We start from the raw sequence: 18,029 nt of genomic DNA on the forward strand, positions 1-18,029 counted from the left end.
GAAATAAATAAAATAAAAATAGGTTTTTGAAAAATGAAATTCCAAATCAATTTATCTCATTAATTCTGTATTTCACTCTCGCCCCGTACTTCTGCGATTTCAATAACCCGAATTCTTCAAACTTCAAAACAAATGTTCGAACGGTCGCGTAAGCGACATTTCTGAAATCTTTTTCCAAATCTTTTGTCGAGAATTCGCCGCCGCCGTAATTGGAAAGAACGAAAGTAAACAGTTCTTTTTCTTTCTCCGTCACTTTTCCCGTATTCATGACGGCGCGGAATTTTTCAAAAACATCATCATCGACGCTGTAATTTTCAAATTGTGAAAACACTTTTTGAGTAAAAAAGTACAAAAACGGCGTCATGTCCGAAACTTTTGCCGCGTCATGATTTTCCGAAATCCGTTTAAATGATTTGTAATAATCGTTTCGATTCTGATTCACAAATAAAGAAAACGGAATGAACAAAGCCGAAGTGTATTCTTTTTGAACCAAATACCAAAGCTGCAAGAGCCGTGCTGTTCGCCCGTTTCCGTCAAAATACGGATGAAGATAAGCGAAATAATAATGAATCATTGCCGATTTCAAAACCTGATCGATTTCATCGCAATCGTCATTGATAAACGCAATCAAATCATCCGTATAAGCCGGAAGCTTTTCGTAATCCAATCCCGAATGAACGGGTTTTCCCGACGAATCGACAACATAAACAGAATCATTGCGGTACATGGCGCCCGGAGGCAGTTTGACATCCGGATCCAAAAAATCATTAATAGAAATCCGGTACAGCCGATTCAAATTTTCAGCCGTGATTTTGTTGGACGGATCGGAAATGAAATCAAGCCCCTTTTTGATGCCGTAAGCTTTCTCTTCATTTTGAGAGAGCGGCGCCCGTCCCGCTAAAATTTCCCGAACACTTTCCCGTGTCGTATCGATTTTTTCAATCGAAAGCGTTGAAACGATTTCATCTTCCATGGCTTTAGCGCCGTATTTTTCACCGGAATAAGTTTGCATCAACTGTTTCAAACTTTGAGAAACAATTTGGACCTGCGCCGGAGAATAAACGAACGAATTTCCGGAAAAATCTTTCAGCGGAACTTTTCGATAAAAAAAGTCCGATAAAAGAGAGAAATATTCATCAAAATTCTCCTTCCCGTATTTGTATTTCAATTTAGAAAAGCTGAAAGTATTTTTATCCGTCAACATTTGAGTTAAAATTTGAGGTTCCATAAGAAGATAGGAGAGATGAACTGATATAAATAAGTATCAATAAGTATCAGTAAAATTATTAAATTGAGACGAAAAAACGAGAGAACATTACAAAAATTAAATTATCATTTCGGCAATCGGTCTTTTGTTTCCGCCGCAATCAACAGGTTTACGCTTCTGCCCGACAGCTGCGCCGCGCGCGAGTCCCGCCATTTTTTAAAATATTCAAACCTGTCCGCGTTTTTTGAATCAACATCAAAAAGAAGAGAAAGAAAAATAAAAAAGAGAAAAATGAAAAAGAGAAAAATGAAAAAGAGAAAAATGAAAAAAGGAGAAATGCAGAAATCAATCAATAATCATCGATGACATATCGCCTTTCATTTCCGTCACAATCAATTCCTTCACTTTTTCATAATCCAAATCTTGACCGAGCAGCCACATCAGTTTAACGAAAACGGATTCCGTCAGCTGATCAACCGCGTCAACAACGCCTGATTCCCTCATCGCAAGGCCCGTTTCATAAGTGCCGAGCGCCGTGCTGCCGTTAATGCACTGAGAAGTGATAACAACCGGAATTTTTTTGTCGGCGGCTTTCTTCAAAGAAGGAATCCAATCATCAGAGACGTGACCGAGGCCGACGCCTTCAAGAACGATTCCTTTGTATCCTTTTTCGACATAAAAATCAAAAATCGCGGGATCGGCGCCGGGAACGAATTTGACGATCGCGCACTTTTCTTCAAGCGCGGGCGTTATTTTAAGTTCGTTTTCGCCGCGCTTCGCGTAATTCACATAATTTGAAAGGAAAGTCAGCTCGCCCGTGAAATAATCCATATTGGCAATCGGAAACATATTGACCGACTTGAACGTGTCGCGGCGTGACGTGTGCATTTTGCGGGCTTTGACGGCGCGGTGAACGGAACAGAAATCGTCAGACGAAGAGCCGTGCATGACAAGCAGAACTTCGGCGATGTCGCCTGCTGCCGCGCGCGCGGCGCACATCAGATTCATGTGATTGTCGCTGCTCGGACGGTCAGGGCTGCGCTGCGAGCCGGTAAAGACGATTGGAACAGGCGTGTCAATCATATAGGCGGCGGCAGCGGCGGAATAAGTCATCGTGTCCGTCCCGTGCGTCACAATAATGCCGTCGGCGCCGGATTTGATTTCATCATAAATGACCTGCGCGAGTTCTTTCCAGTTCGAAGGTTTCATGTTTTCGGAAAGAAGGTGAAAGACGTCGCGGATTTTGAAATCGGCAAAACCTTCCAGCTCGGGAACTTCCAAAAGCAAATCTTCGCCCGTAAATGACGGCTTGACCGTTCGAGTATCCTGATTCACGTAAGACGCAATTGTGCCGCCGGTCGTGATGATTGTGATTTTTTTGCCCGACGGGGAAATTTTAATACCCGCGCCTTTGGCAGTGTTTCTGACAACCTGTTTCGGCGCTTCGGGCGGCGCGGAAGCGGCATCAGAAGTCAAAACCGTGACTTTAACTTCATTTTCTAAGAATCCTGAGACGTATCCGCCGCCGACCATTTTTAGCGTAACATATCCGGCTTCGCCCGGAATCACGTGACCTTCAAAAAAAACGCCGTCCTTTTCTACTTTTACAAAATCTCCTGTTTTAAATGCCATGAATTTTCCTCATATTATTGACAGATTGATAAAGAATGAATTAAAGAATTGAAATAAATTTGATTTGAAATTATTACTATAATACATATTGCTTTTGCCGTACGGTTTATTAAACTTTTTTGAAAATAAATTATAATGACAAATTGAAGAACCAAATGAAACAAAAACAAATGAAACAAAAACAAATGAAACAAAAACAAATGAAACAAAAACAAATGAAACAAAAACAAATGAAACAAAAACAAATGAAACAAAAACAAATGAAACAAAAACAAATAAAACGAAAACAAATAAAACGAAAACAAATAAAACGAAAGCAAAATAAAACAAAAACAAATAAAACGAAAACAAATAAAACGAAAGCAAATAAAACGAAAGCAAATGAAACAAAAGCAAATAAAACGAAAGCAAAATAAAACAAAAAGAAGAAAATCAAATTGATTATCAAATCGCAATCATAACGCTTATCAAATCGCTTTTTTGACTTCTTCCGTTAAATTTTCAAGTGCTTTTTCAACCGCCAGATCCATGTCCCAAATTTGTTTTTGAAGCGCGGACAATCTCTTTTTCTTGTCCGACAAATCATCACGCATTTGAGTCGGGGCGGGCCCGCCAATCACCGCGCGGCGCTTCACATTGCTCATCGGATCAAGCGCGCCGGCGACCGCTTCTTCCGTCAATCCTTTATCAGATAGCTTGTAACCGAGAACTTCTGTTGAAACCGAATCGATTTCATTCAGCGACGGCGTTGTCGTCGTTTTGCTGAGTGTTCCGACAATTTGATGCGCCGTTCGAAACGGAATTCCCGCGTCGCGAACCATCGTGTCGGCCAATTCCGTTGCCGTTGTAAATCCTTCAACCGCCTTTTCTTTCATAACATCTTCGTGAACCGTCAGCGTTTCCATGATTCCCGTCATCATGCGAACGGAAGCGGCTGTCACGTGCGCGCTTTTGATAATGTGCGGCGTTGCTTCCTGCAAATCACGGTTGTAGCTGAGCGGAAGACCTTTGCAAATCGTCAAGAGCGCTGAAAGTGATCCGACAACGGTTCCGGATTTGCCGCGCATTAATTCAGCCGTATCCGGATTTTTCTTCTGCGGCATAATGGATGAAGTCGACGCATATGCGTCATCCAATTCTATAAAATTGAATTCCTGACTTGACCAAAGAATAAGTTCCTCTGCCATGCGGCTGAGATTGATCATAATGTTTGAGAAAGCGGCGGCGCATTCAATCAAAAAGTCGCGGCTGCTGACAGCGTCCATTGAATTTGTCATCGGGGCGGAAAAGCCGAGGCGTTCTGCGGTCGTATATCTGTCAATCGGAAATCCGGTTGATGCAAATGCGGCCGAGCCGAGAGGGCAGATGTTGACGCGCCCGTAAGCGGAAATGATTCGGAAAATGTCGCGCTCGATTGCGTCTGCGTGCGCCGTTAAGTGATGCGCGAATGTTGTCGGCTGAGCGTGCTGCAGATGCGTAAATCCGGGCATCAGCGTGTTAAAGTGATCAGATGCAAGTCTTGTAAGTGCATTTTCCAATTTCATTAAATCTTCGAGCATTGAAAGAAGTTCGCTGCGCAGCGCAAATCGAATGCAGGTTGCAACTTCGTCGTTGCGGGAACGGCCGGAGTGCATTCTGCCGCCGGCTTCTTCTCCGATAATGTCGATCAAACGCGATTCAAGAGAAATATGAATGTCTTCGTAACTGAAATCCAGCATTTCCATGCCTTCTTCTTTGATTTGAAGCAAACCGAAAAGAATTTTAGAACAGTCATCGGCTGAAATGATTTCCTGCTCGTGAAGCATCAGCGTGTGCGCCATATCTACATAGACATCCGCTTCAAAAATCCATTCGTCCGCTTCCATTGAAGATGTGTAGGCCCGCATTTCTTCGCCCGGGTTTTTGCTCAATCTTCCGCGCCGTAAAATATCACTCATTTCGCTCTGTCCTGTTTATTTAATAAAATCAAAAGGAATCGTAAAAGTACAGGAATGTTAAGCGTTCTTATATTAAAATAATCCCGAAAATCCGGAAAATTTATCAAGTCCCGTTTAAATTCAAAAATTTAAATTAATAAATAATATAAGCAAAACAAAACAAAAAAAATAAAAACAAAAATAAAAACAAAATAATGAAAGAAAAATAAGAAGATTATTCACTGTTATTTGTAATGATTACTCATAAGGAAATATTATTTGAACATATTTATATAATTTGGGTGAAAATAATGTATTAATTATTTTTGCTTGCAAGCAAGCATAAGCAAAAAAGTAATTTCAAAGAAAAACATCCGAAATGATAAATCAAAAGTAAGTCAGATATATTGATAGACATAAAATATATCAAAAATCTAAAAATTGATTTGAAGAAAATTTTTGGCATACATATAAATAGTAAGAGAATATTATAAAATATTACAGGTTGGATAAAAACGAAAAAACGGCAAGAAAATAACCGACCGGCTAAAATTCAAATGATAAGATTGGCAAAGAATTTGATAAGATCAAAACTGATATTCTGATATTAAAAAATTCTTTGACGATCTGTAACCCAATCCCTTGTAAAACACACAAAACAACTCCCTACAAACACGAAAAAAACGGAAAAACGTCCATTGCCTTACGGCAAAAAAACGTTCCTCATAGACACATGTAAACTCTGAGTCTGCGAGTCTTGGCAAAAATGCAAGCTTGCCAAAACTCGCGGATTCAACCTCCGTCTGTCAAAAATTTATTTTTTAAACTTTTCTTAACTTTTCTAATAATCTTTTCTTTTCTAATAATCTTTTAACAAATTTTGCTTCAGAATTTTTGATTTTTTATAATTTCTATTATTTTGTTGGCTCCTGGTTTCATTTTTCATCATTTAATCATTTCAAAAATTTATTTTCATCATTTAATCATTTCAAAAATTTATTTTGAATAGCTGCGCTCTTAAATTTCAAAAAAGTAAAAAATAAAAAAATGGATGTGAAACTCGTAAATAGAAATTAAAAATCAATAAAAATCGAAAATTAAAAATCGAAAATAAATGAATAAAGAAAAATGCAAATGAAATAAATCGTTTTTCTTAAACTGTTTTTATTAAATCTGTTACATTGTTACAATAATCATTGTTACAATAATATTCAATATCCGAGAGCAATAAGAAAAATAAATGGCAGTAAAACAGAATCAGGCAGTGAAAGCGCCGATATCTGTCTGAACAACTGAATAAGTGATTTTTGATTTTCTTTCCTCAAACTGTTCATAAAAACGTGCTCTTTGAACCAATCCTTTGAAAAATTCATTTTCTTCAGAAACCGGAGCGTTTGAGATTTGGTTTTCAATTGTTTTGTTTAAAGCGATACTTTCATTGAAATCGTTGGATTCGATTGTGGCGTTCATGATAATATTCCTCCGTCTTTTTCGATCTTTATGACCGGGACAGTAATTCGTAAAAGTCGTTTGAGAGTATTAAAGGAAAGGTAAGCGGGGTGAAAGTATTGAATAGAATTATTGAATAGAATTATTGAATAGAATTATTGAATAGAATAAAACAACATAATCGAATGGATAAGATTGAATGAAATAATCAAAAACAAAATTTAAACCCTGTAATGGATTTTCAATCTATTTCGATCTTTTTCGATCTTTTTCGTAAATGAAAGTTTCTTAAATATTTACTGAAAGCAAAACTTTTCCAAGATCATTTCAAAGTCGGATGACTTTTGTCATATTGAAATGTGAAATGACGACAGCCCCTGTTTTCTAAAAATGTAAAAATTCACTGCTAATTTTATAAAAACAAAATAGAGTGAATTTAATTGAATCTTAAAAGATAACAAACGTTATCAAAAAAATCATGTTTATATTCTAAACAAATGTAATAGAACGATTTAATGAATTATTCAGCCTTCGGCATAATAAATTCACAAATTTATGATGAAAATTAACTTGTTTTTGATAAAATATTATAAAATATTGGTATTATCAAATGATTGAATGAAGAGAGGGATTGGTATTATCACAGTTACTGCAGGAAAAAAAATCGTATTGTTTGTTTTATTGATTTTATTAATGTCGTCAGTTGTGCCGATTGTATCGGCGGATGAAAATAAGAACGGATTAGAAAATGAAGAATTTGGACAATATGAAGTTGTTGCGGTTATGACAAGCAACAGCAGCACAGGAGGACCGAATTTTAAATTTGAAAACATTGAACCCGGCAATTATTTTATTTTGGGCGGATATTCCGGTGCGATGGGCAATTATATTGCAACGGCAGCTGTTGAAATTGATGCGGAATCTGTTGAAAATGCAGCTATATTGGGCGTCAGATGCAAAACTGACATTGCCAATAAAACATATGAGCTCTTTGAAGAATTAAAAGAAGCCGAAACAAGTACATCAACAGGAAGTTATTCGATTACAGGAACATTTCAGGCACCGAAAATGAATGCGGACCCGATTAACCAGCCGGATTCAACTATTGTTTTGATTCGCGCGCCTGTATTAATAAACAGTGAAATAGAAGACGACAGAGACAGTATTCAAATCAAAGCAACCGCGTATGCGGCAGAATATGTAACCGTTGAATATAACAATGCAACAGATGATGTCAAAACACTGAAAATTTCATCATCGGAAACAAAAACAGCTGATACATTTGAATTTACAATTGATTACAATGACCTGAAAACCGGCAATACAGAAATAATAATAAAAGCAGCCGCAGGAAACAATATTGATCAGATGTCATTGACAGCACACAAAGCAGGAACATGCAAAGTGATTGCAGTCACAAAAAGCAATGACAGTAATTCAGGATCTAATTTTAAATTTGAAAACATTGAGCCCGGCAATTATTTTATTTTGGGCGGATATTCCGGTGCGATGGGCAATTATATTGCAACCCAAGAAATCCAAATCACGGATGAATCAATTACAGATGCAGAAATATTGGGAGCCAGATGCAGAACCGATACGGCAAATCAAACTTTTGAAATATTTGATGAATTAAAGGAAGATTCTTCCGAAGAAACAAACGGCATTTACACCATTGAAGGAACATTTTTAGCTCCGAAAATGAATGCGGATCCGATTAATCAGCCCGATTCCGTAATAATATTGCTTCAAATGCCTGTCATAATTGATATTTCGAGTACCGCGGAAGAAGAAAATGTTGTTATAAGCGCATTCATTTACGGTGCCGATTCTGTGTCTGCAGAATATGTAAACATAAGCGGTCAAAGTGCCGGTGTAACCGGAAACAAAGATGATGAAACATTTACAGTAACGATTCCCAAAACAGATTTGGCAATCGGTTATACTGATGTAACAATCACTGCTAAAAATGGAGAAAATACAAGCAGTCAAACGGTCACGATTATAAATGCAGATCCGGCATTATTGGGCGCTCCCAAAAAAGTTCTCATCATCAGCGGTTATGAAACCCATAACAAAATTATCGCAACCCTCTCAAACGAATACACTTCAAACGGCAGCAATGTCGAACTCCTTTCTCTTGAAACAAAAACGCTTATTGACAAAGATAAAGAAGAAATAAAAGCGATTGTTAAAGACGCTGATGTTATTTCAATTCACATGGTTTCAACAACGCCGACATGGGAGCATGTCAAAGAGGCATTGCTTGAAGAATGTAAAGACGGGAAGGTTGTTTTATTGGATGACAATTCAACCAGAGCGAACACGAGTTACGGCGGATATGAAGTCCCGTCTGTCCCGGGAATTTCTGATACGGATGACAACTTAACAAAATACAAAGAAAAAGTTGCGAATTATTGGTCAAACACGCCGTATGAACACAAAAATCTGGAATATATGGTCAACATGATTCTGATTGACTTCTACGGACGCTATGATTTGGACAGACCTGAAAATGCAGTTGAGCTGCCGATCAAAGCTGTTTATCATCCGCATTTGGAAAACGTTTTTGAAACAGAATATGACGATTATATTGAATGGTATTCTAATAATGAACAAATTTGGGAAGGCGAAGACGCGCCGTATCAATATGATCCCGAAAATCCGACAGTCGGAATCACTTTTTACAAATCCTATTATCCCGACAAAATGGAACCGACTGCCAAAATGATTGAAGAGCTGGAAAAGAAAGGCATCAATGTCATTGCAACTTATTGTGAAGCGCCGTCGTATTTTGACACGGAAGATTACGGCGGAAAATATTTCATCGCCGGTGAAATTGATGCGATTCTGAACTACCGCTACATTGGAGAACACAGATTCAATCAAACCGAATTAGATATTCCCGTATTTAACATTCTGATTGTCGATACGGCCGAAGAATGGGAAAAAGCGTCTAATCCGTTCGGCAACAGTTCTATGAAATTAGTGAATCAGGAACTTATCGGCGCAATTGACCCGATAGCCGTCGTTTCAACGGAAGAGTATGACGGCGCCGTTATGACTAAACCGATGAATGATCAAATGGACTGGCTTGTCGGCCGCGTTGTCGGGCAGCTGAACCTTCAAATCAAAGATAATGCCGACAAAAATATTGCGATACTCTATTACAATCACGGCGGCGGCAAAGCAAACATCGGCGCATCTTACTTGGATGTTCCCGCAAGTACAATTACGCTTACGGAAGCGATGGAAAAGGCGGATTATAATATTGACACATCACTGATCCCGGACGCAGAAACAATGGTTGACGCAATGATAACTCAAGGCATTAATGTCGGCGGCTGGGCGCCCGGAGAACTCAAAAAATTAATCGGCGAAGTGGACGTATCAGATGAAAAAGAAATTTATGACACCGGAAAAGCTGTTTTGATTTCAACAGAACTTTATGAGAAGTGGTTCAAGGAAATCTATCTCGGCGCTTGGTTTGAAGAATCCGTTCAAACATTAAGCGATGAAGAAAAAGAAAAGAGAATCACCGAACAAACCGAATTATACGAACAGAAAAAAGCAGATGTCATTGACATGTGGGGCGAAGCGCCCGGCAATATCATGGTGTACCAAGAGAAATACATCATTATTCCGTACATTGATGTCAGCGGCGATGACGGAGACGGGCGCGTTATTTTAACACCGCAGCCGTCACGCGGTCATGCCGAAAGCATTGAAACACTTTACCATGACACAAACATGCCGCCGACACATCAATACATCGCATTTTACCTTTGGCTTCAAAACGGCGGTGAGGCAGAAATCGTAAAAGATCAAAACGGTGAATATGAAACATATCCTGCTGATGACGAATCAATGAGATTCGGCGCAGACGCAATCATTCATTTGGGACGGCACGGAACTCAAGAATGGCTTCCCGGAAAAGAAACGGCACTTTCGAGATATGACTGGCCGGCAGTGATGACCGGATATGTTCCTGTCATTTATCCGTACATTGTCGACGGTGTCGGCGAAGGTATGGTTGCCAAACGCCGCGGAAATGCCGTTCTGATCGACCACATGACGCCGGCAATCGTTTATGCAGGACTTTACGGCGATTACGCGACGCTTGGAAATTCAATCCAAAGCTATCAGACGGTGGAAAACGAAGAAGTGAAAGCCGGACACGTTGAATCAATCATTTTAAATATTCTTTCAACGGGGCTTGATTCAAAATTAGGCGTCACGGAAGAAGAACTCCGCAATATGGAAGAAACGGAATTTGAAAAGATTCTTGAAGAACTGGAAGAAATATTAGAAGATTTGAAGACAAGCTACATGCCTTACGGTTTGCATATTTTAGGACAAGCTTTGGAAGGGGATGCGCTGACGGAAATGGTCTTCTCAATGCTGAGCGTCGAATATACACAAAATGTTACCGCAGTCAAAGGCGCGACATCTGATGACGCGTACGCGATATTAAAACTTGTATTGGAAGACGGAAAAGGATCTGAAGCAGCAATTGATGAAGTATTCGCGTCAAAAACGAATAAACCGACGAATGCTCAAAAAGAAAACATTGTCTCCCAGCTGACAATCGGCAAAGGATATGCTTCAGATTTAATTGCGTCTGCCGGAGAAATGGACAGCATATTAAAAGCCTTAGACGGCGGATTTATTGAGCCTAAAGCCGGAGGAGATCCGGTAACGCGTCCGCAGGTTCTCCCGACAGGCGGCAATTTCTATACAGTAGACCAGCGCCGTATCCCGACGCAAGAAGCGTGGGATGTTGCCGTTGCACTGACAGATCAATTGCTTGCGGATTATTATGAAGAACACGGGACATTCCCCAACAGTATCGGATATGTGTTATGGGCCGGCGAAACGACCCGAACAGAAGGCGTTTTGGAAGCTCAAATCATGTATTTAATCGGCATTAAACCGATGTGGGCCTCAGGCGGAAATGTGAATGCGGCGGAGTTTGAAGTCATTCCGGCAAATGAACTCACTGTTCAGTTGAATAACGGGCAAACGATTACAAGACCGCGTATTGATGTTGTTGTTGAAATTTCAGGCGTTTACCGTGACACTTTCCCTGAAAAAGTTCTGATGCTGGACCGCGCCATCCGATTGGCGTATGAGCAGACAGACGGCGTGAACAATATCCGCACAAACACTGACAAAATCATAAGCGGCGGTTATTCTAAAGATGAAGCTTTGTCCAGAATATTCGGTCCCGCCTCTGATTCATACGGCGCGGGAATGGACGGTTTGGTCGGTTCAACGGATTCCTGGGAAGATAATTCTCAGCTGGCAGAACATTTCATCAAAAGAATGGGATATGTGTACAACAGTCTCGGTGAATGGGGAACGACAAATGATAATGATTTGTATAAATCCCAGCTGGCAAATGTTGACGCAACGGTTCACAGCAGGTCTTCTCCGCTTTACGGCGCCATTGATATTGATGACTTTTATCAATATCTGGGCGGACTGAATTTAGCGGTCAGTCATTCACGCGAAGACGGAAAATATCCGGATTCGTTTGTGATGAATCTTCAAAAAACAGGCGCGCCGACTGTTGATTCGTTGAGCGATTATCTTGAAAAAGAGATATACGCCCGTTATTTGAACCAAAAATGGGTGGATGGAATGCAGCAGCACGGTTATGCCGGCGCGCGTGAGATGGCAAAAGTGTTTGAGAATCTCTGGGGCTGGCAGGCATTGCAGCCGGATTTGATCTCTCAGGATTTGATCAATCAGATTTATGAAAATCTTCTGACAGGTGAAAACGGAGAATGGCTGAAGTCGGATCCTCAGTATGCTTACAGTTTACAATCGGCGACTGCACGATATATTCAGGCGCTTATGGAAGTTGAAGGTAACTTGAGCGGTAAAGAAAAGGAATTGATGGATCAATTTATAAAAGACTACATTGAATCTGTGAATCAAAACACGGTTGCCTGCTGCCACCACACGTGTGGCAACCCGATGTATAACAGTTTTGTTGCGGGACAGATGTCTGTTTTGGGAATTACGCCGGAAGAGCAGGAGAAGTTCTTGGATAAAATTGAAGAAGCAACCGGAAAACGACCGGAAGTTGTTCCGCCCAAGAATTTGCTTTCGGGCAGTACAAATAACGAAGGCGGTGCTCAAATTGTCGAAGCGTCTTCCGTTGAAGAAAAGGAAGAAGGCAGCGGTGCCGGAACAGATCTGTCTCAGGCGCCCGGAGAAGTTTCCGGATATCAAATGACGCCTTCGTTCATTGACAATTCGATTTCAAGTATTAGAGACTTCATAAACAATCCGACTTTCTCGGCATCAAGCATGTTGGCAATTGCGTTTGTCGTGCTGGTTGTCGGCGCCGTTTTCTACGGATTCAAAAAGAAATAATTAAAGAATCGATGAAAGAATTGAAGACTCCGTGAAAGACGAATGAAAACAAACGAGGGCAAAAGAACTCAACCTTTTGCCCTTATTATTTTTTTGAAAAACGAGACAGAAATAATTGAAAAATAAAGTTTTCAGAATTTAAAGAATGATTTGAAAAAATCAAAAATGATTCAAAAAATGATTCTGTTTAAAAGAGATGAAAAAATAATTAAAAAAGATTTAAAAAATAAATTAAAAAAGATTAAAAGAAACAATTCAAAAAATCATTTGAAATATTTCTTCAATTTCTCGGGCGCTTTCACGACTTTGATATTTTCCATTTTCTTTAATTTTTTGGCATTTTCAACATCAATGTCGCGCATTTTCAAATAAAATTCGCGGCCGTCGGGGGCGTGCGTTTTGATTTTGCCTTTTTTCTGATCGACCGGATAAATGTAAATCGGAAGATCTGTTTTGGCCGTTTGGGCGACTGCGTTCGTTAAAAGCGTATCGGCAATACCATTGACGATTTTGGCAACTGTGTTGGCGGACGCGGGTGAAATGATTAAAGCGTCATATTTGCCTGTTTGAAGGTCGCCGAGAATAAACGGCGCGTTGGGACTGGATTCAACCGTGCAGGAGTCAAACGCGTTGTTCACGTTCTTGAATTGTTTGTACCATTTGAGAACGGTTTCTCCTTCATGAGAGACGAAGACGTCGATGATGTAATCTTTCTCTTTGATTTGTTTCATGACTTCAACGGTTTCTGTTAATTTGTCGCCGGCGCCTGTTATTCCCCAAGCCAGCATTCGTGTTTTTTGACGAGATTCCTTTTTTGACATATTGATCACCTTGAAATTTATAAAAATTAAGTGATAGATTAAAACAACCTTTATTTTATTTAAAGGGGTATGAAAGTTTCGGAAAAATGAAAGAGAAGGGATTCCGCAATCACGTTCTGAGATTTCGTGAATTTGGTTCGCACTGCTGCCGCTGTCGTGCGCGCGCGAGCTGCTCCGTTTTTTGATTTGTTTTCAAACTTGTACCGCGTTTTTATTTCATTTCGGGATAAAACCTAAACATCCAATTTTTAAAATCGGTGAACCTGAACGCCCGATAAAACCCTAAAAAATGTTTTAGATTTTATTGAAAAAGCGGCGTTCCGTTTTTTGAAGAAAATTGATGAAAGACGATGTTTCAATTTATCTTAATATTGAAATGAATAGACAAAATACCGTCCCCGCAAGTTGAGATTCCCGCAGCGAAGCGAAGGGAATTGAGACTTGGCGGATTCTTCCCATACGAAATAAAAACTCAAAAATCATGGTTTTGTTAGTTGCGGTTTGGCTCTTGCCTGTTCCATCTTGCAACTGTTTTTTGCTGTCAGCTTCCTGCTGAATCTGCTCGTCTGCAACTGTCTTTTAATTTTGCTGCTGCCTGTCATGTTTACGCTTTTGCCTGCATCTGCCAATTTTAATCGTAATCCGTTCGCATTCGCGAACGTGCCGCTGCTACCTGCAGGTTTCTGTTTGCTGCTGCCTGCAGGTTTCCGCTTGCTGCCCGCAAACAGAAAGCCGCCGTCGCGCGAGCCGCCCGACTTTTAAAAAACTCAAACAAAAACGACCCCCGCTTTTAGAAAAATAAAAAGAAAGAAAAAAATAAAAAAATGAAAAGAAAAATGGAAAATGAAAAGAGAAAATGAAAATGAAAAAAATCAAGATTTCATCGACGGAAGCGTTTGACCGCCATAAGGAAGCACATGAAACTTCGCGTCCGGATTCTTCGCCATAATCTTTGAAACGGCTTCTTCGACCGTTTTGCAGGGAATAAAGAAAGCTTCTTCCGCCGTTTCGTCGGGAATGGATGAAACCAAATACAAATCAAAGCGCTGCGACGCGGCAGCCGTTGTCGCCGCCTTGTGACCGCCGAATTCAAACACCTTATTGAAACGGTCGATTGCATCCGCCGGCGTTTTGCATTCCTTTATCCATTTGCTGTAAATATCATTGCCGATACCGTCGCGGCATTCAGCCGCCATTATGATTGCGCCGCCTTCTTTGACGGCTTGGGTTGCGTTATCAAGCGCTTTATTCGCCTGATATAAATTGATGTCTTTCGGATAGCCGCCGCAGGAAACAATGACCGCGTCAGCCGGTTCGACGCAGATTTTGTACATCGAATCAACCACTTTGACGCCTTCGCGGTGCGCGTCGATATAATCGCCTGCAAAAGCCGCGACAACGTTTTTGCGGCTGTCCAAAACAACATTCAAAATGAAATCAAGACCGATGATTCCGGCCGCCTCTTCCGAATCCTGGCGAACAGGACTGTCAACGCGGCCCGAAACCGCGTTTTTGTCGATCATCATTTTATGATTCGTAATCACAGAATCTTTCGAACTGACACCCGGAAGAAGCGATTTTGAACCGCCGCTGTAGCCGGCGTAATAATGAAAACCGATTTCACCGATTCCGATAATCAAATCATTTTCAACGATGTCGCTGTAAATTTCAATCGGTGTTCCGCGGGAGGTCTGACCGAAAGATGTTGTCGGAAAAGTGCCGACTTCGTGCTGAACAAACTGGAAGCGGCGGTAAATTTCTATTCCGAGAAGCTTTTGAATCTCATCATCCGTGTGTGCGCGATGAAGTCCGAGCGCGAAATAAAAAATAATATTTTTATCAGGAACCCCTGCCGCCGCCAATTCTTCAAGAACAAAAGGAATCAAATAAGAAGACGGTGTCGGGCGCGTGATATCATTGACAATAATTGCGATTTTATCATTTTGTGAAGCAAGCTCGGACAAACGCGGAGAGCTGACCGGATTTTGAAGCGCGTTTTTGATCAAAGCGTCAGAATCGACCTCAAACTCGCCTTCATCTGCCGGAAGAACAATGCTTAAAAAAGCGGATTCCGGAAGTTCAAAAGAAAGCAAACCGCTGCCGTAAGGAACAGATAAATTTTTATTTGTCATTGAGATGTCACTTTAAATTGTCATTGAGTTCATGTAATGCGAAATAATTTTTAAAATAAATTTAAAAAATATTAAAACCAATTTTTAAATCAATTTTTAAATCAATATTTAAACCAATTTTAAAACAATTGTTCAAGATTTAAGATACAATGTTTAAAATGTAATACTATGTTTAAAATTTATGTCCAAGATATAATTATTTAAAATTGTTCAATATATAATTACATAATTATTCAAAACAATTGCATAATTGTCCAAAACACAATTGCATAATTGTTCAAAACGCGATTGTTCAAAATGGAATTGTGTTCATTGGATTCAAAAATCAGATAAATAGATTTATAACTTGTTGTCCGTTAAAATATATCGTTGAATTTGTTCATGACAAATCTTTCCGGATTTGTTTTGATTTTTGTTTTGAGGTTTGAAAGGAGAAAAAAATGTTTGAAACCGTTTGGCCGGTCATTCAGGATTTCCTGTTCAACTACGGCTATATCAGTTTATTTATCAGCGCTTTCTTGGCCGCCTCACTCATTCCGCTCAGTCCCGAAGTTTTGATTGCGATGATGTGCAACACGCACAGCTTCTGGGCAATCGTTCTTGTCGCAACCGCCGGCAGTTATCTCGGATCCGTGACAACATATATTCTCGGATATTGGGGGCTTCATAAATTATCCGACAAATTTGAAATCATCAGCCCTGAAAAATATGAAAAAGGACTGAAATTGTTTGAAAAATACGGCGCGTGGGTATTGCTGCTGACATCGCTTCCCATCATCGGCGACGCATTCGTGTTCGTTGCAGGCGCCGTCCGTTACGAATTTAAAAAGTTCAGCGTTCTGACAATTATCGGTAAATTTATTCGATTCATCCTTGTTTTGGTTCTGTGCCAAATGGGATACGACATGACGTCAAGTCTGATTTAAAAACAATATCAGAAGAAAGCATGAAAGAACGGAAAGCATCCCCGAAAAGAAAAGACGGGATACAGAATCGGATGTAAGCTATATATATTATAAAACATAACAGTTTACATATGAACATATTTTTTACCACAGATTTATATCACATTTGAATTAAATTTATAAATATATTTACGCCACACTTAAATGAATGCCGCATTGACGTTAGATTTACATTCTATTACGCCACAATAACATTAAATTTACATTCGATATGCTGCATTGACATCAAATCACGGATAAATAAACAATAACGGACGCATAAACAATAACGGACTGACATAAATACAATAACGGATTTACGACACATTTACATTTACATCACACAACCACAATCCAAAGAGCTCGAGGGACAACGTTGAACGGAAAAATCAAATACAGCGGAACAGAAAAGATCGAAAAGAAGATCTATGACGAACTTGAAGAAAAAATTGAAACGCAATTAAATGCAATCGCATATGAAACGCGCAGCTCAATTATTGAAGAAATTCGCGAAGAACTTCAGCCCGAAACGGTTCCTTATGACAGACTTCGATTAATCGAACAGCGCATTCATGAAATCGCAACAACGCAGGACGGAATTGTCAGAGAAATCGTTGACATCAAAACAACATTAAGCGCCATGTCAAAAGAAATGGATAAAATGCGCAACCCCGACAACGATATACCGCCCGTGAAAATCAGCCAGAATCCGTATCAAAATTCATACCAAAATCCGTACGAATCAACGCTTCCCGAAACCGCTTACAAACAAACCGAAGCGGTCGAATCTCCTTTTTCCTCTTATACACCGTATCCGACAGCAGCGCCTGTTGATACGCGCCGCGCAATGCATCCGCCCGGCTTCGGCAATGAACCGACCGGACCCGCAACGCCGATTGCACCCGTTACATTTAACAGAAAATCTGACGGCTGGGAATACCAGGAATACGTTCCAAAAAAAAATAATGCGGAGCCCGAAAAATTCGTTCCCGCGAAAACAATTCCGTCAGGAGACGACCCTTTTTACTTCGCGGATTCCGCCGAAGAAATCTTAGATGTCTCGCCTTTAAGAGAGCCCGAGCCGCCGAAACAATCTTCCTTTGAAAACATTCCGCTCACGATTCAAAAAGTAAAAACAGAAGAGCAGGAAATTCCGGACCGCGCCGAATACATCATCGGCAACAATCAAAAACAAATGCGTTTTGAAAAAGAAGATGAAGATTACAACGCCGGCTGCGAATATATTATCGCCGAAAAAGATATCGGCAGCAAAAGACACGGCGGGCGCCGCGGAAGCAAACCGGCGTCGGAACTCAAAGAAAGAATCATTTCAAGCGATGAAGACGATACCGAAATCATTACATACGAATGATTCAGGTAACGAATATACGAAACAAATATACTGATTCAATATACTGTCCAATTATACTGTCCAATTATACTGTCCAATTATACTGTTCAATATACGGCTTGAATAATTGAAAAATAATCAAATTATAAAACAATTATAAAATAGATATAAAATAAATATAAAATAAAAATCG

The 18,029-nt window shown here is 39.9% G+C and carries 11 protein-coding genes; 5 read left to right on the top strand and 6 right to left on the bottom strand.

The features are described from left to right. Nucleotides 1-46: 46 nt before the first annotated feature. Nucleotides 47-1,168, bottom strand: coding sequence for a Fic family protein (locus MmiHf6_RS03335; RefSeq protein WP_316558289.1), 1,122 nt, complete (start codon nucleotides 1,166-1,168; stop codon nucleotides 47-49). A 384-nt stretch (nucleotides 1,169-1,552) separates the two neighbouring features. Next, nucleotides 1,553-2,839, bottom strand: a complete 1,287-nt coding sequence (gatD, locus tag MmiHf6_RS03340) for a Glu-tRNA(Gln) amidotransferase subunit GatD (protein ID WP_316558290.1) — start codon at nucleotides 2,837-2,839, stop codon at nucleotides 1,553-1,555. Between the two features lie 155 nt (nucleotides 2,840-2,994). Here gatD and MmiHf6_RS03345 point away from each other — a divergent pair, with 155 nt between their 5' ends. Next, nucleotides 2,995-3,255, top strand: a complete 261-nt coding sequence (locus MmiHf6_RS03345) for a hypothetical protein (RefSeq protein ID WP_316558291.1) — start codon at nucleotides 2,995-2,997, stop codon at nucleotides 3,253-3,255. Between the two features lie 51 nt (nucleotides 3,256-3,306). On the opposite strand, the gene argH is transcribed toward MmiHf6_RS03345, so the two are convergent. Both argH and MmiHf6_RS03355 read right to left on the bottom strand, forming a co-directional pair. Beyond that, nucleotides 3,307-4,776 (bottom strand): argininosuccinate lyase, encoded by a 1,470-nt coding sequence (gene argH / locus MmiHf6_RS03350; protein ID WP_316558292.1) that lies wholly within the window; start codon nucleotides 4,774-4,776, stop codon nucleotides 3,307-3,309. Nucleotides 4,777-6,012: 1,236 nt separating this feature from the next. Beyond that, nucleotides 6,013-6,225: a hypothetical protein gene (locus tag MmiHf6_RS03355; RefSeq protein ID WP_316558293.1), complete on the bottom strand. Its 213-nt coding sequence runs from the start codon at nucleotides 6,223-6,225 to the stop codon at nucleotides 6,013-6,015. 672 nt (nucleotides 6,226-6,897) lie between these two features. On the opposite strand from MmiHf6_RS03355, the gene MmiHf6_RS03360 reads away from it, so the two are divergent. Next, nucleotides 6,898-12,588 (top strand): cobaltochelatase subunit CobN, encoded by a 5,691-nt coding sequence (locus tag MmiHf6_RS03360; RefSeq protein WP_316558294.1) that lies wholly within the window; start codon nucleotides 6,898-6,900, stop codon nucleotides 12,586-12,588. Between the two features lie 263 nt (nucleotides 12,589-12,851). Here MmiHf6_RS03360 and afpA read toward each other — a convergent pair whose 3' ends face one another. Next, complete coding sequence (gene afpA / locus MmiHf6_RS03365) at nucleotides 12,852-13,409, bottom strand: archaeoflavoprotein AfpA (protein WP_316558295.1); 558 nt, start codon at nucleotides 13,407-13,409, stop codon at nucleotides 12,852-12,854. Between the two features lie 522 nt (nucleotides 13,410-13,931). Between afpA and MmiHf6_RS03370 the strand changes: the two genes are divergently transcribed. Beyond that, nucleotides 13,932-14,171, top strand: a complete 240-nt coding sequence (locus tag MmiHf6_RS03370; RefSeq protein ID WP_316558296.1) for a hypothetical protein — start codon at nucleotides 13,932-13,934, stop codon at nucleotides 14,169-14,171. Nucleotides 14,172-14,281: 110 nt separating this feature from the next. Here MmiHf6_RS03370 and larAH6 read toward each other — a convergent pair whose 3' ends face one another. Then, nucleotides 14,282-15,541: a nickel-dependent malate racemase, LarAH6 family gene (gene larAH6 / locus MmiHf6_RS03375; RefSeq protein ID WP_316558297.1), complete on the bottom strand. Its 1,260-nt coding sequence runs from the start codon at nucleotides 15,539-15,541 to the stop codon at nucleotides 14,282-14,284. Between the two features lie 440 nt (nucleotides 15,542-15,981). On the opposite strand from larAH6, the gene MmiHf6_RS03380 reads away from it, so the two are divergent. Both MmiHf6_RS03380 and MmiHf6_RS03385 read left to right on the top strand, forming a co-directional pair. After that, a complete protein-coding gene (locus tag MmiHf6_RS03380) occupies nucleotides 15,982-16,467 on the top strand; it encodes a YqaA family protein (RefSeq protein ID WP_316558298.1) in 486 nt (161 codons plus the stop codon). 394 nt (nucleotides 16,468-16,861) lie between these two features. Next, nucleotides 16,862-17,857 (top strand): hypothetical protein, encoded by a 996-nt coding sequence (locus MmiHf6_RS03385; protein WP_316558299.1) that lies wholly within the window; start codon nucleotides 16,862-16,864, stop codon nucleotides 17,855-17,857. Nucleotides 17,858-18,029: the final 172 nt, after the last annotated feature.

Origin of the sequence: Methanimicrococcus hongohii, assembly GCF_032594095.1 — an archaeon.
Lineage (GTDB): Archaea > Halobacteriota > Methanosarcinia > Methanosarcinales > Methanosarcinaceae > Methanimicrococcus > Methanimicrococcus hongohii.